Source organism: Amycolatopsis sp. NPDC098790 (assembly GCF_044759945.1).
Classification (GTDB): Bacteria; Actinomycetota; Actinomycetes; order Mycobacteriales; family Pseudonocardiaceae; genus Amycolatopsis.
In genome coordinates this window covers 538,747-561,234 of record NZ_JBIWAI010000001.1, presented here as the reverse complement: position 1 = coordinate 561,234, position 22,488 = coordinate 538,747, and the positions used below count along the sequence as shown (strand labels likewise).

Here is a 22,488-nt window from a genome sequence, read left to right as displayed (position 1 = left end):
AGTGACCGCATCATCGTGGCTGCTGGTGGCCCTCCCTGCCCTCGGCGCCCTGATCCTCCTACTGGCGGGGAAGCGCGCGAAGGCGTGGGGGCATCTGCTCGGCTGTGCCACCGTCACCCTGGCTTTCGTCTACGGGCTGATCCTGTTCTTCAGCGCCGACACGGCCACCGCGTCCGACGTCAAGGTCTACTCGTGGATCCCGGTCGGCCAGCTGCAGGTGGACTTCGGGCTGCGGATCGACGCGCTGTCGCTGACGTTCGTGCTGCTCATCACCGGCGTCGGCATGCTGATCCACTACTACTCGATCGGCTACATGGCCGACGACGAGGGCCGGTACCGCTTCTTCGCGTACCTGAACCTCTTCGTCGCGTCGATGCTGATCCTGGTGCTGGGCAACAGCTTCGTGACGCTGTACCTCGGCTGGGAGGGCGTGGGTCTCGCGTCCTACCTGCTCATCGGCTGGTATCAGGGCCGCCCGTCCGCCGCGACCGCGGCGAAGAAGGCGTTCCTGATGAACCGCGTCGGGGACGTCGGGCTCGCGCTGGCGATCTTCATCATGTTCAAGTACGCGGGCTCGACCGGCTACGCGCAGGTCTTCCAGGCGGTCGGCGACGGCAAGTTCTCGCCGGCGGCGATCACCGCGATGGCGATCCTGCTCCTGCTGGGCGCCTGCGGTAAGTCCGGCCAGTTCCCGCTGCAGGCGTGGCTCCCGGACGCGATGGAGGGTCCGACCCCGGTGTCGGCCCTGATCCACGCGGCCACGATGGTCACCGCGGGTGTCTACCTGGTGGCCCGCTCGAAGGACATCTTCAACGCCACCGAAGACGGCCGCCTGATCGTGACGCTGGTCGGTACGGTGACGCTGCTGCTCGGGTGCATCATCGGCTGCGCGTACGACGACATCAAGAAGGTCCTCGCGTACTCGACGGTCAGCCAGATCGGCTACATGATGCTGGCGGTCGGGCTCGGGCCGATCGCGTACGCGCTGGGCATCATGCACCTGGTGGCGCACGGCTTCTTCAAGGCCGGGCTCTTCCTCGGGGCCGGGTCGGTCATGCACGGCATGAACGACGAGGTCGACATGCGGAAGTTCGGCGGCCTGCGCAAGAAGATGCCGATCACCTTCATCACCTTCGGCCTCGGCTACCTGGCCCTGATCGGCATCCCGCCGCTGTCGGGCTTCTTCACCAAGGACGCGATCATCGAAGCGGCGTTCAGCCAGGGTGGCTGGCGTGGCTGGGTGATGGGCGGCGCGGCGCTGCTGGGTGCCGGGCTCACCGCGTTCTACATGACCCGCCTGATGGTGATGACGTTCTTCGGCAAGGAGCGCTGGAAGGACATCAAGTCCAGCGATGGCCGCGACTTCCACCCGCACGAGTCGAAGGCGATCATGTGGATCCCGATGGCGGTGCTGGCGGTCGGTTCGGTCGGCGCCGGTGCGTTCTTCGCCCTCGGTGACCGCTTCGCCGAGTGGCTGACGCCGTCGGTCGGCGAGCTGGTGGAGGAAGACCACTCGCCGCTGAACGCCGGCGTGATCTCGGCGGCCGCGATCGTGTTCTCGCTGGCGGGCGTGGCGATCGCGTACCTGATCTTCCGCCGTGACGTCCCGGTCGAGCAGCCGCAGCGGGTCTCGTTCGTCACCCGCGCGGCTCGCAAGGACCTGTACGGCAACGCCCTCAACGAGACGCTGGTCGCCCGCCCGGGCACCTGGCTCTCGCGGGCGCTGGTGTTCGTCGACAACCGCGGCGTCGACGGCGCGGTCAACGGCCTGGCCGCCGGCCTCGGCGGCGGCTCCGGCCGGCTTCGGCGGCTCCAGACCGGGTTCGTCCGGTCGTACGCGCTGTCGATGCTGGGCGGCACGTTCCTGCTTCTGGCGGCTCTCCTGCTGGTGAGGTTCTCCTGATGACCTGGTTGCTCATCCTCATCCTGGTGCCGCTGGCCGGCTCCCTGGTGCTGGCGTTCCTCAAGGGGAACGACCGCGCCGCGGTGCTGGCCGCGCTGGGGTTCTCGATCCTCGAGCTCCTGCTGATCATCCCGTTCTGGGCGAGCTACTCGCCGTCCGGCGCGCGGCTGCAGCAGACGTCGAGCTTCGACTGGATCCCCAGCTTCGGCGTGCACATCGCGTTCGGCACCGACGGCATCTCGCTGATCATGATCGCGGTGATCGCGCTGCTGGTGCCGATCGTCGTCGGCGGCCTCGGCACGCTGGACAAGCTCCCGCCGGGCCGCAGCGCGGGCGGGTTCCTCTCGCTGATCCTGCTGCAGGAGGCGCTCACGATCGGCGTGTTCGCCGCGACCGACGTCTTCCTGTTCTACGTGCTGTTCGAGATCATGCTGATCCCGATGTACTTCCTGATCGGCGGCTACGGCGGCGCGAACCGGCAGTACGCGGCGGTGAAGTTCTTCCTGTACTCGTTCCTCGGCGGCCTGATCATGCTGGCGTCGGCGATCGGGGCGTACTCGCTGGCGTCGGACAAGCTCGGCAAGGGCACGTTCGACTGGGCCACGCTGGTGACGGTGGTGCGCGACGCGCCGCTGTCCACGCAGATCTGGCTGTTCCTCGGGTTCTTCCTGGCGTTCGCGATCAAGGCGCCGCTGGTGCCGTTCCACACCTGGCTGCCGGACGCGGCGGGGGAGGCGCCGATCGGCGTCGCCGTCCTGCTGGTCGGCGTGCTGGACAAGGTCGGCACGTTCGGGTTCCTGCGCTACTGCCTGCCGATGTTCCCGGACGCGAGCAAGACCCTGGCGCCGCTGGTGCTGGTGCTCTCGGTGATCGGTGTCCTTTATGGATCGATCCTCGCGGCGGGCCAGCGGGACATGAAGCGGTTCATCGCCTACGTCTCGATCGCGCACTTCGGGTTCATCTCGCTCGGCATCTTCGCGTTCAACGAGCAGGCGATGGTCGGCTCGGCGACGTACATGCTGAACCACAGCATCGCGACCGGCATGCTGATCGTGGTGATCGGCCTGGTCATCGCGCGCGGCGGGTCGTCCCGCATCTCGGACTACGGCGGCATGGCGAAGGTGACCCCGTTGCTGGCCGGGCTGTTCCTGCTCGCGGGACTGTCCACATTGTCCTTGCCGGGCACCAACTCGTTCGTCTCCGAGTTCCTGGTGCTCATCGGGGCGTTCGTGGACCAGCCGGTGTACACGATCCTCGCCACGGTGGGCATGGTCCTGGCCGCGGCGTACGTCCTGTGGCTCTACCAGCGCGTGATGCAGGGCCCGGTTCGCGGTGACGCCCTAATCGGCGTCGGCGGCGGCCCGGGTACGGCTCTTGCGCCGGAACTGGGCGCCAAGAAGGCCATCCGCGACCTCGGCGGCCGGGAAATCGCGATCCTCGCCCCGCTGGTCGTGCTGGTCCTCTTCCTCGGCTTCTACCCGAAGCCGGTGCTCGACACAGTCAGCCCGACGGTGCAGCAGACGCTGACCGCGGTCCAGGGAGGCAAGTAACCGTGCTCGACATCCTCCTGACGCAGGCGCCGCAGCCGGTGCAGGTGCCGTCGGTCGACTACCCGGCCGTGCTGCCGATGCTGATCGTCTTCGGCGCGGCGTGCGTGAGCGTGCTGGTCGAGGCGTTCGCGTCGAAGCGCTCGCGGTTCAGCCTGCAGGTCGGGCTGAGCCTGGCGGCGATCGTCGCGGCCGGCGTCAGCCTGGTCCTCTACGCGACGGGCAGCGCCCCCGCGGGCGGCGTCAAGACGTTCAGCGGAGCGATCTCGATCGACAAGCCGGCGCTGTTCCTCTGGGGCACGCTGCTGGCCCTGGGCGTCGGCGCGGTGCTGCTGATCTCGGACCGCGTGGTCGAGCCGGGCGGCGCCCTGGTCGCCCAGGCGGGCATCCGCCCGGGCACGGTCCAGGACCGCGCCCAGACGGCGACGGTCATGCAGACCGAGGTGTTCCCGCTGACGCTGTTCGCGCTCGGCGGCATGATGGCGTTCTGCGCGGCGAACGACCTGCTGACGATGTTCATCGCGCTGGAAGTGCTGTCGCTGCCGCTGTACCTGATGTGCGGCTTGGCTCGCCGTCGCCGTCTGCTGTCGCAGGAGTCGGCGGTCAAGTACTTCCTGCTCGGGGCGTTCTCGTCGGCGTTCTTCCTGTACGGCCTGGCGCTGCTGTACGGCTACGCGAACTCGGTGAAGCTGGCGGACATCGCGGCCGCGGCGGCGGGTTCGGACCGCTCGGACACGCTGCTGTTCGCGGGGCTGGGTCTCCTGGTCGTAGGCCTGCTGTTCAAGGGTTCGGTCGGGCCGTTCCACACGTGGACCCCGGACGTGTACCAGGGAGCCCCGACCCCGGTGACGGCGTTCATGGCGGCGTGCACGAAGGTAGCGGCGTTCGGCGGGATCCTGCGGGTGCTGTCGGTGGCGTTCTCGTCGACGTCGTGGGAGTGGCGCGGAGTCCTGTGGGGCGTGGCGATCATTTCGATGGTGATCGGCGCGGTGCTGGGTCTGACGCAGACGGACGTCAAGCGCATGGTGGCGTACTCGTCGATCGCCCACGCGGGATTCTTGCTGGTGGGTGCCATCGCGATGACTAAGGACGGCCTGTCGAGCACGCTGTTCTACTTGCTGGCGTACGGTTTCACGACGCTGGCGGCGTTCGGCGTGATCAGCCTGGTCCGGGATTCTTCGGGTGAGGCAACGCATCTGTCGGCGTGGGCCGGTCTGGCGAAGCGGTCGCCGTTGCTCGCGGGGGTGTTCACGTTCTTGCTCTTGGCGTTGGCCGGTATCCCGTTGACGTCCGGTTTCGTGGGCAAGTTCGTGGTGTTCTCGGCGGCTTTGTCGGACGGAATGGCGCCGTTGGTCGTGGTGGCGTTGGTGTTCAGCGCGGTGGCGGCGTTCTTCTACCTGCGGGTGATCGTGCTGATGTACTTCTCCGAGCCGGCAGCGGACGGCCCGTCGGTAACGGTCCCGGGCTTCGGAACGGGAACGGCGATCTTCCTGGGCACGGCGGTGACGCTGGTGCTGGGCCTGGTCCCGGCGTTCGCTTTGGGTTGGGCCGGGGCGGGCGGTTTCGCTTCCTGAGTTCTTTTCTTCAGGCCGCCACTTTCCTACGGGGAGGTGGCGGCCTTTAGTTTGTGGCTCAGTTGTCGGTGGTCGCCGGGAACGACGCTGATGTAGCCGTTTTCGAGTGCGATCCCGACGCGTCCTTCGTCGAGGTCGAGGTAGCTGACGGTGTTGGTTTCGGCGTAGAGCTGCCCGAGGCCCAGGTGCCGTCGCTGGAAGAGGGCGTCGAGTTCTTGGGCTTCCCGGCTTCGGGCGGGCGCGTCGTCGAAGACGTCACTGACGTCTTGGGGACCTTTGAAGTCCTCTTGGGACAGGGTGAAGGGCTTGATGGGTGCCGGTCGGTGTGGCGGCAGCTTGGCTACGAGGGCGTCGGCGGGATGCGAGTCTTTGGTTTCGAGGGTGACGCGATCGCCTCGGCAGACAACGGTCACACCTGGTGCGGCGAGGATGCCTATTTGCCCGGCTTCGTCGCGGGCGTAGGCGTAGCACCGTGGGTTGTCGAGGCGGTGCAGGAGATCATCGAATTCGGGGGTGAAGCCGTTCCCTTGGGTGAAGCCGTATTCGCTGAGTTCCTCGAAGGCTTCCCGATTGACGTGCGTTTCCGCCGAGGGAGGGACGTACCTGAGTCCGCCGGCGAGAACGGGATGGGGGTCACCGCAGCCGGCGTCGCGCATGGCGGTGAGCAGGGTGTGGAGCGAGAGGTCGGCGTTGATCACTTCTTGGGCCGGTTCTCGCCGATGACCGGAGGCATCGGCTTTTCGATGAAGCCGCCGAAGGTCTCGTCGGGGTCGGGGTTTCGAAGGTAGGGGGCGTTCTTCTTTTCCCGGTCTTCTTCTTTACCGCCGCGTCCGTTGACGGGGGTGCCCATGGGCATGCCGTTGGCCCCTCGGGGTCCGGCTGTGCCGCGGGTGGGGGTGGTCCCGGCGAGCCGTTCTTCGGGGAGTCGGGCGCCGGTGTTGGCTCCTGGGCCGCGTTGGCCTGGTCCGGGGTTTGTGCCCGTTCCTGTTCCCGGGCCTGTTCCTATGCCCGGGTCTTTCCCTGTGCCAGGGCCAGTTCCGGTCCCGGGGCCCGTTCCGGTGCCGGGTGCTGTTCCTGTGCCTGGCCGGTACCCGGTGCCTGAGTTGCTTCCGTAGCCGCCGGTCCCGGGTCCGAATCCGCTGGTGTAGCCGCCACCGCCGGGCCCGAAGGAGTAGTTGTCACCGAGGTTGCTGACGGGCTGCCCGGTGGGTCCGAACTGATACCCACCCTGAGCAGCAGGCTTGGTGATGTAGCTGTTGGCATGAGTGGTATCGGTGCCAGGCTGCTGGACGTGGTTCTGAACCTGCTGCTGATTCTGAGACGTCTGGTTCGTGAACTGGTTTTGAACCTGCTGCTGTCCGGGCTGGACGGTCTGCCGCTCCTGTTGCGCAGGAACCCGCGGCTGATGGGGATTCCGAGCCCACTCACCGGTATCGGTAGGCCCGGCGGTCTTACTGGGCGTGTCATCCCTGGGGGTAGCCAAGGAGACGGGAGCACCGGAGTCGGCGAGCTGAGCATATCGGGCGGGCATCTGAATACCGTTGATACTACTGGCGGAGTGATAGGCGGCGAAGGCTTCGATATTGGCCTGGCTATCGGACTGCCAGTTGGCAACCTTGGTGGGGTAAGAGCCGGTCCCTTCCCCGGTGAAGACGTGAAGAATGTCGGCAGCGGTCAGTTCAGGAGGCTGAGGAGCAACGGGCTTGACGGAGTTCTTGGCGGTCCCAAAGGCATCCATTTGAGAGCCAACAGCAGTCTGAGCGGTCTGAAGATGAACGGCATCGTCGGCAGCGGCTTGAACAAGGGGAAGGGTGGCATCAGCAGCAGCCTCCCCAGCACCGCCTTGCCAACCAGACAGAGTCTTGGCCCGAAGGGCACTAATCCGCTGAGCGCGTTCAACCATCCGACTGGTCAGATTCCTGGCACTGACCTCAGCATCCGACAACGAGTCAGTGCCTTCGCCACCGGTGATCTGTTCGTAGATTTGCGCTGCAGTCAAGGGGCCTTCGGTTGCCATCAGCTTCCTCCCTTCAGCGTGGCAAGAACCTTCGAACCGACGGTTTGAGCGGCCACGCAAGGGTCATTTTTGCCGATGTTGCCGCGCGATTGAGTGACTGTGATGTCGACGGTGCTGCGATCACTGGTACCGACTGCGATCGAGCAAACGCCAGTCGCACGGAAGTCCGAAGTCCCGTAAGCGACGGCAGGATGGTCGGCGATGGGCGCTAGCACCTCGAAGAGCTTGTATGTAGTGCCTTTCGCCTGGTAGACGCTGGTCAAGCCGAGTCGGTCGACCTTCGAAAAGATCACGTTGAGGCTGGCTCCGGTCAGGTCTGCCGGCGTCCAGTTGCACGTCGGGCCGGCAGGCGCCTGCGGATCGGGTTTGGCCACGAATTGACCGCCGAACAACTCGGTGGCCTGCGCATCGGTCAGAGCGGAGCAAGGCGCCGATTCGAACCGACCTGTGTCGATCGGCGTGTCCACCTTCGGGACACCAGGTCCAGGTACCTGTTGCTCGGTGTCGGATCCTGCCGGCGAACTCGGAGTGTTCGCCGGAGATTCCGTACCTGAGGTTTGAGGCGAGCAGGCAACGAGCGACATGAGCCCAACGCAGCTCAACGCGAGGATGCGACGCACTAGAGGGTGCCTTTCGTGGTGTTGCCGATCTCGGTGGCGTGAGCTTCTTCTGCCGTTGCGTACTTTCCCAAAGCGGTCACGTACTTCTCCACCATGGATTCGCAATACCGAGCTCGTTCCTGCAACGTGTCGGACAGGGACGTTCCAGAGGCTCGGATCAGCTCTGCGTTGTTTCCGCTCGCATACTCGAGGCCAGGCCCCTTCGCGCGAACGAGAGCCTCGGCCTGCGCGAAGTCCGCTCGGAATTCGTCCTCAAGTTCGCGCCACTCCTTGACCAGCTCGTGCAGCGTGGCCTCGTCGTACGCGAACCCCGCCCCGCCCCCGCCAACCCCATCCCCATAAGACCCCGCCCGCCGCACCACCGGACGCAACGGCGCCCGCCTCGTGCCCCCGGGATCGTAACCCTCACCCACCGCAAAACCCCGTCGTCATCAGCTCTCCCCTAGCTCGCAGTCCGCTCCACCCCGAGCACCCTGCGTATCCGACGGCCAGCACGCTACCAGGGTTCCGAAGAACCAAAAACAAACGAGGGCCGCGGCCGTCCTCTCGAAAAGAACTCCCCGGCCGCGGCCCCCGAAATCCCTACGGTGTCGGCGAACAGGAAGTGTGACCCAGCACCACCTGCCCACTGACCCCCGATGCCGGCAGGAAATCGATCCGCAGCATCGTCAACCCGATGCTCCCGTCGCCCGGGAGGTTCTGGATGTTGAACACCGCGTTCGCCAGCACCGTCCCGTTGGACTTCTTGATCGGCGCCACGTAGCCCACCGGCACCGGGCTCGGCGGGTTCGGGATGCCCGCCATCCCGCCGTAACCCCAGTTCGCGTTCGTCTGCGTCTGGGTCGCCACGCACTTCACCGTGAACGTCGACAGCTTGACGCGCGGGCCGCCCGCGCTCACCAGGGCCGACAGCTCGAAGTTCTTGCCCGTTGCCGTCGACGTCGTCGTCGTGGCGTCCGTGTTGGGGTCCGTCACCGTGGTCGTGCAGGACGACGTCCCGCCGCCGAACGTGATGCCCGTCTTCGTCACCACCTGGGCCGTTGCGCTCGTCGGGCCGTCGACCGAACAGCGGCCCTGCGTCGGGACCGTGATCGTCGAGCCCGCCTTCGTGAACGATGCCGAGCCGATGTTCGCCACCCCCGGCTGCGGGGCGGCCTCGGCCGGCGCGACGCCGGCGCACAGCCCGGCCACCAGCAGTGATCCGGCGAGCCCGGCCCGTCCCGCGATCGTGTTGCGCATTCCGAGTCCTCCTTGAGTGATCTTCCTGAGGGCAATATCCGCCCGCCGGAGACGTCCGTTGCGCCCGAAAACGTCGATCACTCCTTCGGGGATCGCGAACCACCCGTCGGTGGTGGGGGACGGGGTGTCGTGTTCGTCACCGTTTCCGCTGGACAGCGGGTAAACGACCGCGCGGGGTAGCCACTACGCTCAAGGCATAACCCGACCGGTGCACGAGTAGAGCGGAGCCGACGTGTCTGTGCCTTCCCCAGCCCCCGGGGCGGGATCCCTCCCCGCTGCGCCGGGTGGCGCCCTCGAGGACCTGCGCGCGTCGGTTGGCCTGCAGATCGCCGACGAGTCCCTGCTCCGCGCCATCGCCGGCGGCCTGGCCGACGTCGAGAAGCTGCTGCGCGAGGTCGTCCGCAGCGACGTCCAGGCCGTCAACGACGCCGCGTTGCACCTGGTCGAGGCGGGGGGCAAACGTTTTCGTCCGCTCTTCACGCTGCTGTCCGCGCAGTTCGGCCCGAAGCAGGACGACCACGTCGTGATCGCCGCCGCCGCGGTCGAGCTGGTGCACCTCGCCACGCTCTACCACGACGACGTCATGGACGAGGCCGACATGCGCCGCGGCGCCGAGAGCGTCAACGCGCGGTGGGACAACACCATCGCCATCCTCACCGGCGACTTCCTCTTCGCGCACGCCTCGCGCCTGGTCGCCGACCTGGGCACGGACGCCGCGCGGATCATCGCCGAGACCTTCGGCGAGCTGGTCACCGGCCAGATGCGCGAGACCGTCGGCCCCGGACCGGGTGACGACGCCGTCGCGCACTACCTCACCGTGATCGCCCAGAAGACCGGCTCGCTGATCGCCACGTCGGGCCGCTTCGGCGGCATGATGTCCGGCGCCGCCGAGGAGCACATCCAGGCGCTGCGCCGCTTCGGCGACATCATCGGGACCGCGTTCCAGATCTCCGACGACATCATCGACATCGCCTCGCCGTCCGACGAACTGGGCAAGGCGCAGGGCACCGACCTGCGCGAAGGCGTCCGGACGCTGCCGATGCTGTACGCGCTGGCCGACCCGGGCACCGACCCGCGGCTCACCGAGCTGCTGTCCGGCCCGATCGCCGACGACGCCCTGGTCCGGGAGGCGCTGGAACTGCTGCGGGCGAGTAGTGGACTCGAACGGGCACGCGTCACCCTTTCCGACTACGCTCAGCGCGCTCGAGCCGAGCTGGCCGCGTTGCCCGCGTCACCCGCCCGGGACGCGTGCGAGTCGGTCGCCGACTACCTGGTCGCGCGCACGCACTAAAACAGGGGCAGGAAAGAGATGTCCATTTTCGGACAAGTTTGGCTGTGGAGTCTCGCGGCGTTCTTCGTCGGGGTGCTGCTGACCTGGCTGGTGCTGGTGCTGCCGCTCCGCAAGAACGTCCGCAAGCTGGAGAGTTCGCTGGCGCAGGCCCACGCCGACGCCGCGCGCACGCCCGCGAACGCCGCCGGGCTGGCCGCGCCGGGCACCGAGGTGTTCACCCGGCCGGAGCCGCGGCCCGAGCCGGTGCCGGCGCGCGAGGAGACCTCCTACCCGGGCACGCTCGTTGCCGCGGCGCCGTTCAACCGCGACGACGTCCACGACGACATCGACGCGGACTTCGCCGAGCTCGACTCGCAGGTGCCGCCGGGGACGCACGACCCCGACGAGGCGTTCCGGCCGGAGCCGGAGCCCGAGGACCGGGCGTCGGAGACGCAGTTCATCCCCCCGGTCGCCCCGCCGGAGTCCGAGGACCCGTACCGCGCCGCCGCGACCGAGTACCTGACGCCGGAGGAAGAGCTCGAGCCCGAGACGCCGGCGCTTTCGCGGCTCGAGCAGCAGCTCGACCCGGAGCCCGCCGCCGGTTCGCTGTTCCAGACCCCGGCGGACGAGCCGCAGCACCAGGCGCCGGACTGGTTCGACGACGACCTCCCCTCCGAGCGTTCGGCGTTCGAGGAGCCGGTGGAGCGCACCCGCTACCTTTCGGTCGGCGGCGACGCAGTCGAAGAAGCCGAAGAAGCCGAGGAAGCGCCCCAGTACGCGTTCGGCGGCGACGACGCGGCGAACGGCGAGCTGGACGTGCCGCCGGAGACCCCGGCCGAGGCGACGCAGGTGCTGCCCAAGCGGCAGCCGCGCGAGGCGCTGCGCGGCGGGTTCGTTTCGCCGCAACCGATCGAGCCGTCGATGCGCACCGTCGAGCGGCGCGAGACCGACCTGGCCGGCGCCCACAGCGGTTCGCTGTTCGAGCCGTCGGTGCAGCCGAACCAGGCGGCCGTCGCGGCGCCGGAGCCGCCGCCCGCGCGGCAGGCGGCGGGCGACGCGGTCCCGCCCGGCCCGTTCGGCCCCGGCTCGGCGATGCCGCGGCCCGGCGGCGGCCGGCCGAGCGACGCGTTCGAGGTCAAGGCCAGCGTGACGGCGTTGCGGTACTGCACCGAGGAATCGGCGCAGTTCCCGAAGATGGTGGCCGAGGTGTGGTTCCGGACCGCCGAGGACGCCGAGCGGGTCGGCTTCCGCCCGCTCAGCTGACTTCAGGCCGCGGTGTCCACATCGGACTTCCGAACGTCGAAGAACGCTAAGGTCGCATGACCCAAAAATCGGGACACGTGTCCCGAGTGACGCAACCCCGAAACGACGAAGGCCGCCACGCACCAGGGCGTGGCGGCCTTCGGGAGACAGAACTAAGCGACCGTCCAGGTGTCCTTGCCGCGCAGCAGGGCCTGCAGGTCGGGCGTGCGGGCCGCGCGGGCCTGCTCGACCTGGGCGCGGGCGCCGTCGTCGTACGTCGGGCGCTCGACCCGGCGGAGGATGCCCGTCGGGACGTGGTTCAGGTTCTGGTCGCCGAGGCGCGACAGCGCGAACGCGTACGACGTGTCGACGATCGACGGGTCGTGCACCACCACGTTGTCCTCGCCGATGTCGGCGACCTTCGCGACGTCCAGGCCGCCCCAGTCGGAGCGCTTGACACCGAACTCCTGGTTCGGGCCGAACCGGATCGGCTCGCCGGCGCGCAGCGGGATCAGCCGGGCGGCGGCCTCGTCGGCGTCCTTGAGGACGTCGAACGCGCCGTCGTTGAAGATCGGGCAGTTCTGGTAGATCTCGACCAGCGCCGACCCGCGGTGCTCGGCCGCGGCCTGCAGGACCTCGGTGAGGCCCTTGCGGTCGGAGTCCATCGCGCGGCCCACGAACGACGCCTCCGCGCCGATCGCCAGCGAGAGCGGGTTGAACGGTGTGTCCACCGACCCCATCGGCGTCGACTTGGTGACCATGCCCTGGCCGGACGTCGGGGAGTACTGGCCCTTGGTCAGGCCGTAGATCCGGTTGTTGAACAGCAGGATCTTGATGTTGACGTTGCGGCGCAGCGCGTGGATCAGGTGGTTGCCGCCGATGGACAGCGCGTCGCCGTCACCGGTGACGACCCACACCGAGAGGTCCTCGCGGGTGGTCGCCAGGCCGGTCGCGATCGACGGCGCGCGGCCGTGGATCGAGTGCATGCCGTAGGTGTTGAGGTAGTACGGGAAGCGCGACGAGCAGCCGATGCCCGAGATGAAGACGATGTTCTCGCGCTTGAGGCCAAGCGTCGGCAGGAACGACTGCACCGCGTTCAGCACGACGTAGTCGCCGCAGCCCGGGCACCAGCGCACTTCCTGGTCGGACTTGTAGTCCTTGGCCTTCTGCGGTTCTTCGGTGCTGGGCACAAGGTCCAGGCCGCCGAGAGTGGGAAGCCCGATGTCGATTGCGGTCATTTCGCCGCCTCCGTAGCAACGCCGGTGATGATCTCCGAGAACAGGTCCTGCAGCTCTTCGGCCTTGAACGCCATGCCAGCGACCTTGGTGTGGCTGTGGACGTCCACCAGGTACTTCGCCCGCAGCAGGAGCGCGAGCTGGCCCAGGTTCATCTCCGGCACCACGACCTTGTCGTAGCTGCGGAGGATGTCGCCGAGGTTGGCCGGGAGCGGGTTGAGGTGGCGCAGGTGCGCCTGCGCGATCGGCAGGCCGAGCTTGCGCACCCGGCGGCACGCGGCCCCGATCGGGCCGTAGGACGAACCCCAGCCCAGTGCCAGCACGCGCGCCTTGCCGCCGGAGGGGTCGTCGACCACGACGTCCGGGACGTCGATGCCGTCGATCTTCGCCTGCCGCAGCCGGACCATCTTTTCGTGGTTGGCCGGGTCGTAGGAGATGTGGCCGGTCTTGTCGGCCTTCTCCAGCCCGCCGATGCGGTGCTGCAGGCCCGGCGTGCCCGGGATCGCCCACGCGCGGGCGAGCGTCTCGGGGTCGCGCACGTACGGCCAGAACTCGCCCGAGTCGTTGTCGGCGTTCGGCTCGGAAGCGAACTCGACGCGCAGGTCGGGCAGGGTTTCGACGTCGGGGATCAGCCACGGCTCGGAGCCGTTGGCGATCGCGCCGTCCGAGAGCAGCAGCACCGGGGTGCGGTACTTCAGCGCGATGCGCGTGGCCTCGACAGCCGCGTCGAAGCAGTCCGCGGGGGACAGCGGCGCGACGATCGGGACCGGCGACTCGCCGTTGCGGCCGAACATCGCCTGCAGCAGGTCGGCCTGCTCGGTCTTGGTCGGCAGGCCGGTCGACGGGCCGCCGCGCTGGACGTCGATGACGACCAGCGGCAGCTCGACCATCACGCCGAGGCCGACGGCTTCGGACTTCAGCGCGACACCCGGGCCGGACGTCGAGGTGACGCCGAGCGCGCCGCCGTAGGACGCGCCGAGCGCGGCGCCGATGCCGGCGATCTCGTCCTCGGCCTGGAAGGTGATGATGCCGAAGTTCTTGTGCTTGGACAGCTCGTGGAGGATGTCCGACGCCGGCGTGATCGGGTACGTGCCGAGCAGGATCTGCAGGCCGGAGCGCTGCCCGGCGGCCACGATCCCGTAGGCGAGCGCGGTGTTGCCGGTGATCTGCCGGTAGGTGCCCTGCTTCAGCTTGGCCGGGGCGACCTGGAACGTCGTCGCGAACGACTCGGTCGTTTCGCCGTAGTTCCAGCCGGCCCGGAAGGCCAGGATGTTCGCCTCGGCGATGTCCGGCTTCTTCGCGAACTTCTCGCGCAGGAACTGCTCGGTGCCCTCGGTCGGCCGGTGGTACATCCACGACAGCAGGCCGAGCGCGAACATGTTCTTGCAGCGCTCGGCGTCCTTCTTGCCGAGGCCGGTGTCGGCGAGCGCGCCCTGGGTCAGCGTCGACATGGCGACCCGGTGCACCTGGTAGGGCGCGAGCGTGTCGTCGTCGAGCGGGTCCGTCGCGTAGCCGACCTTCGTCAGGTTGCGCTTGATGAAGTCGTCGGTGTTGAGGATGATCGTCCCACCGTGCGGGACGTCTCCGAGGTTCGCCTTGAGGGCGGCCGGGTTCATCGCCACCAGCACGTCCGGGCGGTCGCCGGGGGTGAGGATGTCGTAGTCGGCGAAGTGCACCTGGAAGCTCGAGACGCCGGGGATGGTGCCCTGCGGCGCGCGGATCTCGGCGGGGAAGTTCGGCATCGTCGACAGGTCGTTGCCGAACGCGGCGGCCTCGGACGTGAAGCGGTCGCCGGTCAGCTGCATGCCGTCACCCGAGTCGCCCGCGAACCGGATGACGACCCGGTCCAGCTTGCTGACCTCGGTCGGCCTGGTCGCGGCGAGCGAGCCGTGACCAGCGCCGTTGCCGTTCGCACTCGTGCTCATGGGTCAGGGATTCCCTCTCTCCCGACGTTGCGGCCATCGGTCGCCTGCCCGGTGCGATGACACGCGGATCACCAGGCCCTACCACGAGGTTAGCTCGCGCTCGGCAACGATGTTCCTAGAGTCCCGGGGTCGCGGACGACCTCATTACTGCGCCGACGGTTCTTCTGCGCTGGTCCGGCAAATACCTGTGACCGATGGTAACGGGTAGACCCCAGTCTTCGTTGTGACGCGGGTCTCGGACTCAGGGGTCCACCTGCTGGGATCAGGGTTGTGACCGGATCCGCGCCTGGACGGCCGCCAGCCGTTCGGCGAACTCGGGCGAGGCCAGCGACGCGAGCTGCGGCTGGATCTCGACGTCGACGGCGTCGGCGTGGGAGGCCAGCGAGGCGGTCGTCCGCAGGCTGCGCTTGGTGGCGAGCAGCGCCTCGCGCGGCGCGGCGACGGCGGGAGCGGCGAGCTCTTTCGCGGCGGCGACGACGTCTTCGGCGACCGCCAGGGCGAGCCCGGCGCGCACGGCGGCTTCGGCGTCGAGCGGCTGCCCGAACAACGTCATGGCGGCGGCCACCTGCGGGCCGGCCAGCCGCTGCGTCATCCACGTCATGCCGCCCCCGGGGTGCAGCCCGAGCTCGAGGAACCGGGCGACGAACTTCGCACGCGGGGAGACCAGCCGGACATCGGCGGCGAGGGCGAGGTTGAGGCCGGCCCCGACGGCGGCCCCGTTGACGGCGGCGATGGTGGGCAGGCTGCACCGAGCGACGGCGAGGAAGCCTTCGTAGATGGCGCGCAGGCCGGTTTCGTCGGCTCGGCCGAGCGCGGAGAGGTCGGCGCCGGCGCAGAAGGCGGGAGGAGTACCGGTGACGACGACGGCGTGCACGGTCTGGTCCCGTTCGGCGGCCTCGACGGCGGCGGCGAGCTGGGCGGAGAGCTCGAGGGTGAGCGCGTTGCGGCTGCCGGGGGCGTCGACGGTCAGCAGCGCGATGCCGTCCGAGTGCTCGCTGACGATGCGGTCGGTCATCGGGTCAGGGTATTAGTGGGGCATGGGGGAACTGCTGGTGGTGCTGGTCGGCAACTTGCTGACGATGATCGACATGTCGGAGCTGTTCGGCAGCCGTCGCCGTCGGGCCCGGGCCGCGGCTTTCGCACGGGGGTCGCGGGTGTCGGTGCCGTGCGTGCTGCGGTCGGAGGAGCTGACGTCCGGTCGTGAACAGCGCGGCTGGATCGCGGTCGGCGAGGGGCCGGCGACTTGGCGGGTGCCGGGTGGTTCTCCGGTGGCGTTCGAGCCGGGGGAGTTGACGATGCAGGCGGTGGACCGCCAGGCGGTGACGTTCCACTCGGCGGGTGGGCGGACGGAGTTGCGGCTGCATCCGGACGAGGCATCGATGGTTTTGCGGGCGCTGGCGGGCTGAGGGCGGCCTCCGGCCCCCGGTCGCCAGCGTATCGGCCGGGTCCGACAGTCCGGCGATCTCGACGGCTCGGGCCCGCTGTTGCTCCACAACCGGCGGCCTGTGCACAACTGGCGGCCGCGGCTGCGTTCGAGGTTGCCGCTGGTCGATCGGCTTCTTCACCGTGTGCCGCGGGGTCGGTTCGCCGGGGTCGAGCGGGCCGGCCTGGCCTGTTCCGGCATGTGGTGGCGCGGTCGGTGACCAGTCGCTCGGTCCGGTGGCGCGGTGGGTGACCAGTCGCTCCGTCCGGTGGCGTGGTCGAGCCGGACGAGACACCGCTGGTCCTCCGAGCCCTGAGGGCGGCCTCCGGCCCCCGGTCGCCAGCGTATCGGCCGGGTCCGACAGTCCGGTGATCTCGACGGGTCGGGCCCGCTGTTGTTCCACAACCGGCGGGGCCTGTGCACAACTGGCGGCACCGACCGCGCACCGGCCCGAAACCGTCGGTCCCCGCCACTAAACTGGAACCCGGGGGCCGGAGGCGTCACCCCTCCGGAGTAGGCGGCCGTTCCAGCAACCGCGACAACACCACCGTCGACACCGTCCGGTCCACGATCTCCAACCCCCGCAACCGCTCCAACGCCGTCTCGAGATGGTGGATGTCCGCCGCCCGCAAATGGACGATCGCGTCTGCCGCGCCCGACACCGTGTACGCCGCCACCACCTCCGGCAGCGGCTCCAACCGCGCCCGGATCCGGGCCGGCGTGATGTTGCCTTGGCACGTGACCTCGACGAACGCCTCCGTTCCCCACCCCAGCGCCTCCGGGTCGACCACCGCCGTGAAGCCCCTCAGGATGCCCGTTTCCAGCAGCCGGTCCACCCGCCGCTTGACCGCCGGGGCCGACAGGCCGACCACCTTGCCGATCTCCGCGTAGCTGCTGCGCGCGTTCGCCACGAGGCACGAAACGATTCGCTGGTCGATGGTGTTCACACGCAACAGATAGCACAGATATGCGCAGCGAACAGCGATTGATTGCGAGATTAGGCGCCCCTTACCCTGCAACCATGCAGGAGATGCGCGTACCGACCACCCGTCGATACCTCATGTGTCCCCCACGCCACTTCGCGGTGGACTACGTGATCAACCCCTGGATGGACCCGACCCAGCCGGTCAGCGCCGAAACCGCCGTGGCGCAGTGGACCGAGCTGCGCGACACCTACCGCCGCCTCGGCCACACCGTCGAGGAGATCGACGCCCAGCCCGGGCTGCCCGACATGGTCTTCGCCGCCAACTCCGGCACCGTCGTCGACGGCCGCGTCCTCGGCTCGCGGTTCCGCGCGCCGCAGCGGGCCGCCGAGGCCGAGCACTTCCGCCGCTGGTTCGTCGAACACGGCTACCGCGACATCACCATGCCCGAAAAGATCAACGAGGCCGAGGGCGACTTCGCCTGGACCGGCACCCTGCTGCTGGCCGGCACCGGCTTCCGCACCGACCCGGCCGCGCACGCCGAAGCCCAGGAAGTCCTCGGCGTCCCGGTCGTCTCGCTGCACCTGGTCGACCCGCGCTACTACCACCTCGACACGGCGCTGTTCGTCCTCGCCGAGGCGACGGACACCACGCGCGCGCAGATCGTCTACTACCCCGACGCCTTCTCGGCCGGCTCGCGCCGCGTGCTGGAGAGGCTGTTCCCGGACGCCGTGCTCGCGACGCGCGAAGACGCCGAGTGCTTCGGCCTGAACGGCGTGTCCGACGGCCGCAACGTCGTCCTCCCCGTCGAGGCCACCCGACTGGGTGAACTTCTCGCGGACCGCGGTTACGAGCCCGTCTACGTCGACATCTCCGAGCTGCGGAAAGCCGGCGGCGGCCCCAAGTGCTGCACGCTGGAAATCCGCAAAGGGTGAATACCGGCAAAACCTGTAACTCACCCGTTTGCCACCGCGATTAATCGAAGTAACAAATCGACTACTCGCGGTGGCAGGCGGTGGGAGTGGTGGCGGTGAACCTCGCGCTGCACGGGATCGGCCGGCCGGCTCGTCAGCTCGACCCCGGCGAGGACGAGCGCTGGGTGACGGTCGAGCAGTTCGAGCAGGTGCTCGAGGCCGTCGCCGACCGCGACGACGTCCACCTCACCTTCGACGACGGCAACGAGTCCGACGTCGAGATCGCGCTGCCGCGGCTCGTCGACCGCGGGCTGACGGCGGAGTTCTTCCCGCTCGCCGGCCGCCTCGGGCAGCGCGGCTACCTCGACCGCGACGGGCTGCGCGAACTCGCGCGCGCCGGCATGGAGATCGGCTCGCACGGCTGGGAGCCGCGCGACTGGCGGCGCCTCGACGACCGCCAGGCGAGCCGCGAGCTGACCGACGCCCCGAAGCTCCTCGGCGACCTGTGCGGCCGCCCGGTCCGGCGGTACTCGCTGCCGTTCGGCGCGTACGACCGCCGCGTGCTGACGCGGTTGCGGGAGGCGGGCGCGACGCGCGTCTACACGACCGGCGGCGGCGCGGCGAGCCGCGACGGCTGGCTGCAGGCGCGCACCGAGCTGCGTCACGACCTCGACGGCGAGACGCTCGACGGCGTGCTCGCGGCCGGGCGCCGGCGGGGGAGCTGGCCGGGCCGGCTGTTCCGCCGGGGCTGACCCCGGACCGCTTCCCGGTGATCGGCACAGGCGTTTCCGCGCCCGCGTCCGGTGAGCAGCGTTTTCGTCAAGACCGGCCGCATGATGGGAAATTCCCGCACCGCACCCTCTTGTCCAGACCACTTCGCGGGTGCATCCTGGTCGCCTCGCCGCCGTAAGGAAAGTTTCCTAACTAAAGGGAGCACCAGGAATGCGGAAACTGATCCTGCTCGCGACCATGGCACTCGCCGCGGCCGTCATGCCCTCGGCCCTCGCGTCGGCGGCACCGGCCCCCGCCGCGGCTCCGGCGACCACCGCGGCCGCCCCGACCGCGGCCCAGCTGCTCGCGAAGACGAACAGCTGCAAGCAGATCTCCAACGGCAAGTACAAGACCGACGAAGACGTCTCCGGCAAGACCGTCGCCGTCTGCGACGCGAACGGCGCGGTCTTCTGGAAGGCCGACATGGACATCGACTGCGACGGCCAGCGCAGCACGCAGTGCAACGAGGACACCGACTGCTGCTACCAGGACGACACGGCGTTCCACCAGTCCGACGGCAAGCCGCTCAACGCCGCGAAGCTGCCTTACATCGTCGTGCCGAGCTCGAGCAGCATCTGGAAGTACAGCTCGTCGCAGCTGAAGGGCGGCGGCTCCTGCGCGGTGATCTACAACGGCAAGGTCGAGTACGCGGTCATCGGCGACACCGGCCCGTCGCAGATCATCGGCGAAGCCTCGTACGCGACGGCGAAGGACCTCGGCATCAACCCGGACCCGTCCAACGGCGGCACCGACTCCGGCGTCACGTACATCTGCTTCAAGAACTCGACGGTCTCGCCGATCGAGAACCACGCGAACGCGGTGAGCAAGGGCCAGAGCCTGGCCACCACGTTCGTGAACAACAACTGAACGAGCACGCCGGGGCCGATCCGTTCAAGACGCGGATCGGCCCCGGCTGCTGTGCTGGGAAGCATGAGCAAGGAACTGCTGAAACTGGCCAACATCGGCCCCGCGATGGTTCGCGACTTCGCGCGCCTCGGCATCACCGAGCCGGACCAGCTGGCCGGCCGCGACGCCCTCGAGCTGTACGAACGGCTCTGCGAGACCGACGGCGTCCGGCACGACCCCTGCGTCCTCGACACGTTCATGTCGGCCGTCGACCAAGCCGACGGCGCTCCGCCGCGGCCGTGGTGGACCTACACGCCCGAACGGAAACGCCTTCTCGGGACCCGCTGACGACAACCGCGGCGACCGCGTTGATCACCCACTGCAAGATGCAATTCGAGACCCGATTTTTACGCGAAAACCGTTACGCCTAACGGCCGTCTCACGCTTTACCCCGTTCGCTGCCCCGCCGGTAACGATCCAGGGGGCGCCGCCGACCAACTTGAGGGTCGCGCGGAATAGCGGAGGTTTTGGCGTGAAGATCAGTGTCTTCGGGCTCGGTTACGTCGGCTGTGTCTCCGCCGCGTGCCTGGCGGGGCAAGGGCACCGGGTGGTCGGCGTGGACGTCAACCCGGTCAAGATCGACCTCATCACCCAGGGCAGGGCCCCGGTGGTCGAGGAGCGGATCGGCGAGCTGACCGCCGAAGTCGTCGCGAGCGGCGCGCTGAGAGCCACGACCGACGTCGCGGAAGCCGTCGCCGACAGCGAAATCTCGCTGGTCTGCGTCGGCACGCCGTCGGCGCCGAACGGCAGCCTCTCGACCGTCTACCTCGAGCGCGTCGCCGAGGAGATCGGCGAGGCCATCGCGAAGAAGAGCGAGCGGCACACCGTCGTCTTCCGCAGCACGATGCTGCCCGGAACCTGCCTGGACCTGCTGATCCCGATCCTGGAGAAGTCGTCGGGCCGCACGGCCGGCGTCGACTTCGGCGTCGCGGTGAACCCCGAGTTCCTGCGCGAGGGCACCAGCGTCCGCGACTTCTTCGACCCGCCGAAGACCGTGATCGGCGAGATCGACACCGCCAGCGGGGACGCCGTCGCCGGGCTGTACGAGGGGCTGCCCGGCCCGGTGTTCCGCGTCCCGATCCCGGTCGCGGAGATGACGAAGTACGCCGACAACTCCTTCCACGGCTTGAAAATCGGCTTCGCGAACGAGCTCGGCGCGGTCTGCCGCGCGCTCGGGCTCGACTCGCACCAGGTGATCGACGTCTTCCTCGCCGACACCAAGCTCAACATCAGCCCCGCCTACCTCAAGCCCGGCTTCGCGTTCGGTGGCTCGTGCCTGCCGAAGGACCTGCGCGGGCTGGTCTACGCCGCGCACCGCGCCGACGTCAGCGTGCCGATCCTGTCGCACGTGCTCGCGTCCAACGCCGACCACCTGCAGCGCGCGTTCGACCTGGTCGCGCGCACCGGCAAGCGCAAGGTCGGGCTGTTCGGCCTCTCCTTCAAGCCGGGCACCGACGACCTGCGCGAGTCACCGCTGGTGGAGCTGGCCGAGAAGCTGCTCGGCAAGGGCTACGACCTCAAGATCTACGACGCCAACGTCAGCCTCTCGCGGCTGATGGGCGCCAACCGCGAGTACATCGAGGGGCGCCTGCCGCACCTCGGCCAGCTGCTCGCCGGGTCCGTCGAAGAAGTGATGGACCACGCCGACGTGCTGCTCGTCGGCACCAAGGACCCGGACGTCCTGGCGGCGCTGCCGCACGGCGGCGACCGGGAGATCGTCGACCTCGTCCGCCTGCCCGACGCCGCCGAGCGTCGCCTTGAAGAGGGATATGCCGGCCTTGCCTGGTAAAGCGCTCATCCTCGTAGAGAACCTTTCCGTCCCCTTCGACCGGCGGGTGTGGCAGGAGTCCACGACCCTGCGCGACGCCGGGTGGGAAGTCCACGTGATCTGCCCGCAGGGCACGAAGCGCGACACCGAGGCCGAAGCCGTCGTCGACGGCGTCCACATCCACCGCTACCCGCTGAAGGCGGCGACCGGCGGCCCCGCGGGCTACCTGCAGGAGTACGGCAGCGCGCTGTGGCACACGCTGCGGCTGGCCCGCAAGGTCGGGCCGGTCGACGTCGTGCACGCCTGCAACCCGCCGGACCTGCTGTACCTGGTCGCGAAGGTGCTCAAGCGCCAGGGCGCCCGGTTCATCTTCGACCAGCACGACCTGTGCCCGGAGCTGTACCTCTCGCGGTTCGACCGCGGGCAGGACCTGCTCTACCGCGGGGTCTGCGCGCTCGAACGCGCCACCTACCGCGCCGCCGACGTCGTGATCTCGACGAACGAGAGCTACAAGGAGGTCGCCCGGATCCGCGGCGGCAAGAAGCCCGAAGACGTCTTCGTGGTGCGCAGCGCCCCGGTCGTCGAGCGGTTCCACGAGGTGCCGGCCGAGCCCGAGCTGAAGAAGGGCAAGCCGCACCTGCTGGCCTACCTCGGCGTGATGGGCCCGCAGGACGGCGTCGACTACGCGTTGCGCGCGCTCGCGAAGCTGCGCGACGAGGTCGGGCGCACCGACTGGCACGCGGTGTTCGTCGGCTCCGGCGACGCCTTCGACGACATGGTCGCCCTCTCGGCGAAGCTCGGGCTGGCCAACCAGGTCGAGTTCACCGGCCGGATCTCCGACGAGGACCTGGTCCGCTACCTCTCCACCGCCGACGTCTGCCTGTCCCCTGACCCGCTCAACCCGCTCAACGACGTCTCCACGATGAACAAGGTCATGGAGTACATGGCGATGAGCAAGCCGATCGTCTCGTTCGAACTGCGCGAAGCGCGCGTTTCGGCCGGCGACGCGGCGGTCTACGCCCCGGCGAACGACGAGTCGGCGTTCGCGAAGCTCGTTTCGCAGCTGCTCGACGACCCGGAGGAGCGGGTTCGCATGGGCAAGCTGGGCCAGGCCCGGGTCGCCGGCACCCTCTCGTGGGAGAACTCAGCGAAGAACCTGCTGGCCGCGTATGAGCACGCTGTGAAGTCCTGATCGCCGTTAGGTCAAGAAC

The 22,488-nt window shown here is 68.8% G+C and carries 22 protein-coding genes; 13 read left to right on the top strand and 9 right to left on the bottom strand.

Annotation, left to right across the window (positions count from 1 at the left end; genetic code table 11):
- Position 1: 1 nt before the first annotated feature.
- From nuoL to nuoN, 3 genes are read left to right on the top strand one after another with little or no spacing between them, the layout of a single operon-like run.
- Entirely contained in the window at positions 2 to 1,903 is a 1,902-nt protein-coding gene (nuoL, locus tag ACIQWX_RS02860; RefSeq protein ID WP_400864660.1) for an NADH-quinone oxidoreductase subunit L, read from the top strand.
- Positions 1,903 to 3,453, top strand: a complete 1,551-nt coding sequence (locus tag ACIQWX_RS02855) for an NADH-quinone oxidoreductase subunit M (RefSeq protein WP_400864657.1) — start codon at positions 1,903 to 1,905, stop codon at positions 3,451 to 3,453. Before nuoL ends, ACIQWX_RS02855 begins: the two co-directional genes overlap by 1 nt.
- Before the next feature lie 2 nt (positions 3,454 to 3,455).
- Positions 3,456 to 5,024 (top strand): NADH-quinone oxidoreductase subunit NuoN, encoded by a 1,569-nt coding sequence (gene nuoN, locus ACIQWX_RS02850; protein ID WP_400864654.1) that lies wholly within the window; start codon positions 3,456 to 3,458, stop codon positions 5,022 to 5,024.
- A 26-nt stretch (positions 5,025 to 5,050) separates the two neighbouring features.
- On the opposite strand, the gene ACIQWX_RS02845 is transcribed toward nuoN, so the two are convergent.
- Positions 5,051 to 5,722: an ESX secretion-associated protein EspG gene (locus tag ACIQWX_RS02845; protein WP_400864651.1), complete on the bottom strand. Its 672-nt coding sequence runs from the start codon at positions 5,720 to 5,722 to the stop codon at positions 5,051 to 5,053.
- Positions 5,719 to 5,874, bottom strand: a complete 156-nt coding sequence (locus tag ACIQWX_RS02840; protein WP_400864648.1) for a hypothetical protein — start codon at positions 5,872 to 5,874, stop codon at positions 5,719 to 5,721. Before ACIQWX_RS02840 ends, ACIQWX_RS02845 begins: the two co-directional genes overlap by 4 nt.
- A 441-nt stretch (positions 5,875 to 6,315) precedes the next feature.
- On the opposite strand from ACIQWX_RS02840, the gene ACIQWX_RS02835 reads away from it, so the two are divergent.
- A complete protein-coding gene (locus ACIQWX_RS02835) occupies positions 6,316 to 7,089 on the top strand; it encodes a hypothetical protein (protein ID WP_400864646.1) in 774 nt (257 codons plus the stop codon).
- On the opposite strand, the gene ACIQWX_RS02830 is transcribed toward ACIQWX_RS02835, so the two are convergent.
- From ACIQWX_RS02830 to ACIQWX_RS02820, 3 genes are all read right to left on the bottom strand, one after another.
- Complete coding sequence (locus ACIQWX_RS02830; protein ID WP_400864643.1) at positions 7,041 to 7,625, bottom strand: DUF3558 domain-containing protein; 585 nt, start codon at positions 7,623 to 7,625, stop codon at positions 7,041 to 7,043. The genes ACIQWX_RS02835 and ACIQWX_RS02830 overlap by 49 nt on opposite strands.
- A 35-nt stretch (positions 7,626 to 7,660) precedes the next feature.
- Positions 7,661 to 8,074 (bottom strand): hypothetical protein, encoded by a 414-nt coding sequence (locus ACIQWX_RS02825; RefSeq protein ID WP_400864640.1) that lies wholly within the window; start codon positions 8,072 to 8,074, stop codon positions 7,661 to 7,663.
- Positions 8,075 to 8,243: 169 nt separating this feature from the next.
- A complete protein-coding gene (locus ACIQWX_RS02820) occupies positions 8,244 to 8,900 on the bottom strand; it encodes a hypothetical protein (RefSeq protein ID WP_400864637.1) in 657 nt (218 codons plus the stop codon).
- Between the two features lie 238 nt (positions 8,901 to 9,138).
- Here ACIQWX_RS02820 and ACIQWX_RS02815 point away from each other — a divergent pair, with 238 nt between their 5' ends.
- Positions 9,139 to 10,191 (top strand): polyprenyl synthetase family protein, encoded by a 1,053-nt coding sequence (locus tag ACIQWX_RS02815; RefSeq protein WP_400869368.1) that lies wholly within the window; start codon positions 9,139 to 9,141, stop codon positions 10,189 to 10,191.
- Between the two features lie 18 nt (positions 10,192 to 10,209).
- Positions 10,210 to 11,433, top strand: a complete 1,224-nt coding sequence (locus ACIQWX_RS02810; RefSeq protein WP_400864634.1) for a hypothetical protein — start codon at positions 10,210 to 10,212, stop codon at positions 11,431 to 11,433.
- A gap of 152 nt (positions 11,434 to 11,585) precedes the next feature.
- Here ACIQWX_RS02810 and ACIQWX_RS02805 read toward each other — a convergent pair whose 3' ends face one another.
- The 3 genes from ACIQWX_RS02805 to ACIQWX_RS02795 all read right to left on the bottom strand — a co-directional run bounded on the left by ACIQWX_RS02805 (position 11,586) and on the right by ACIQWX_RS02795 (position 15,587).
- Positions 11,586 to 12,650, bottom strand: coding sequence for a 2-oxoacid:ferredoxin oxidoreductase subunit beta (locus ACIQWX_RS02805; RefSeq protein WP_400864631.1), 1,065 nt, complete (start codon positions 12,648 to 12,650; stop codon positions 11,586 to 11,588).
- Positions 12,647 to 14,572 (bottom strand): 2-oxoacid:acceptor oxidoreductase subunit alpha, encoded by a 1,926-nt coding sequence (locus tag ACIQWX_RS02800; protein WP_400864628.1) that lies wholly within the window; start codon positions 14,570 to 14,572, stop codon positions 12,647 to 12,649. The genes ACIQWX_RS02805 and ACIQWX_RS02800 overlap by 4 nt, the downstream gene beginning before the upstream one ends.
- Positions 14,573 to 14,834: 262 nt before the next feature.
- On the bottom strand, positions 14,835 to 15,587 hold the full coding sequence (locus ACIQWX_RS02795) for an enoyl-CoA hydratase (RefSeq protein ID WP_400864625.1): 753 nt from the start codon (positions 15,585 to 15,587) through the stop codon (positions 14,835 to 14,837).
- Between the two features lie 22 nt (positions 15,588 to 15,609).
- Here ACIQWX_RS02795 and ACIQWX_RS02790 point away from each other — a divergent pair, with 22 nt between their 5' ends.
- Positions 15,610 to 15,978, top strand: a complete 369-nt coding sequence (locus ACIQWX_RS02790) for a hypothetical protein (RefSeq protein ID WP_400864622.1) — start codon at positions 15,610 to 15,612, stop codon at positions 15,976 to 15,978.
- 517 nt (positions 15,979 to 16,495) lie between these two features.
- Here ACIQWX_RS02790 and ACIQWX_RS02785 read toward each other — a convergent pair.
- Positions 16,496 to 16,942: an Lrp/AsnC family transcriptional regulator gene (locus ACIQWX_RS02785; protein ID WP_086676042.1), complete on the bottom strand. Its 447-nt coding sequence runs from the start codon at positions 16,940 to 16,942 to the stop codon at positions 16,496 to 16,498.
- Between the two features lie 74 nt (positions 16,943 to 17,016).
- Here ACIQWX_RS02785 and ddaH point away from each other — a divergent pair, with 74 nt between their 5' ends.
- From ddaH to ACIQWX_RS02755, 6 genes are all read left to right on the top strand, one after another.
- The gene (gene ddaH / locus ACIQWX_RS02780; RefSeq protein ID WP_400864617.1) at positions 17,017 to 17,853 is read left to right on the top strand and encodes a dimethylargininase; all 837 of its coding nucleotides are present in this window, start codon (positions 17,017 to 17,019) and stop codon (positions 17,851 to 17,853) included.
- 80 nt (positions 17,854 to 17,933) lie between these two features.
- Positions 17,934 to 18,584: a polysaccharide deacetylase family protein gene (locus ACIQWX_RS02775; protein WP_400864614.1), complete on the top strand. Its 651-nt coding sequence runs from the start codon at positions 17,934 to 17,936 to the stop codon at positions 18,582 to 18,584.
- A 190-nt stretch (positions 18,585 to 18,774) separates the two neighbouring features.
- Positions 18,775 to 19,470: a glycoside hydrolase family 75 protein gene (locus ACIQWX_RS02770; protein ID WP_400864611.1), complete on the top strand. Its 696-nt coding sequence runs from the start codon at positions 18,775 to 18,777 to the stop codon at positions 19,468 to 19,470.
- Positions 19,471 to 19,533: 63 nt separating this feature from the next.
- Positions 19,534 to 19,797 (top strand): helix-hairpin-helix domain-containing protein, encoded by a 264-nt coding sequence (locus ACIQWX_RS02765; protein WP_400864609.1) that lies wholly within the window; start codon positions 19,534 to 19,536, stop codon positions 19,795 to 19,797.
- Between the two features lie 184 nt (positions 19,798 to 19,981).
- Positions 19,982 to 21,298 (top strand): nucleotide sugar dehydrogenase, encoded by a 1,317-nt coding sequence (locus ACIQWX_RS02760; RefSeq protein ID WP_400864606.1) that lies wholly within the window; start codon positions 19,982 to 19,984, stop codon positions 21,296 to 21,298.
- Positions 21,279 to 22,469 carry a glycosyltransferase family 4 protein gene (locus ACIQWX_RS02755; RefSeq protein WP_400864603.1) on the top strand — a complete coding sequence of 397 codons (1,191 nt, stop codon included), beginning with the start codon at positions 21,279 to 21,281 and terminating at the stop codon, positions 22,467 to 22,469. Before ACIQWX_RS02760 ends, ACIQWX_RS02755 begins: the two co-directional genes overlap by 20 nt.
- Positions 22,470 to 22,488: the final 19 nt, after the last annotated feature.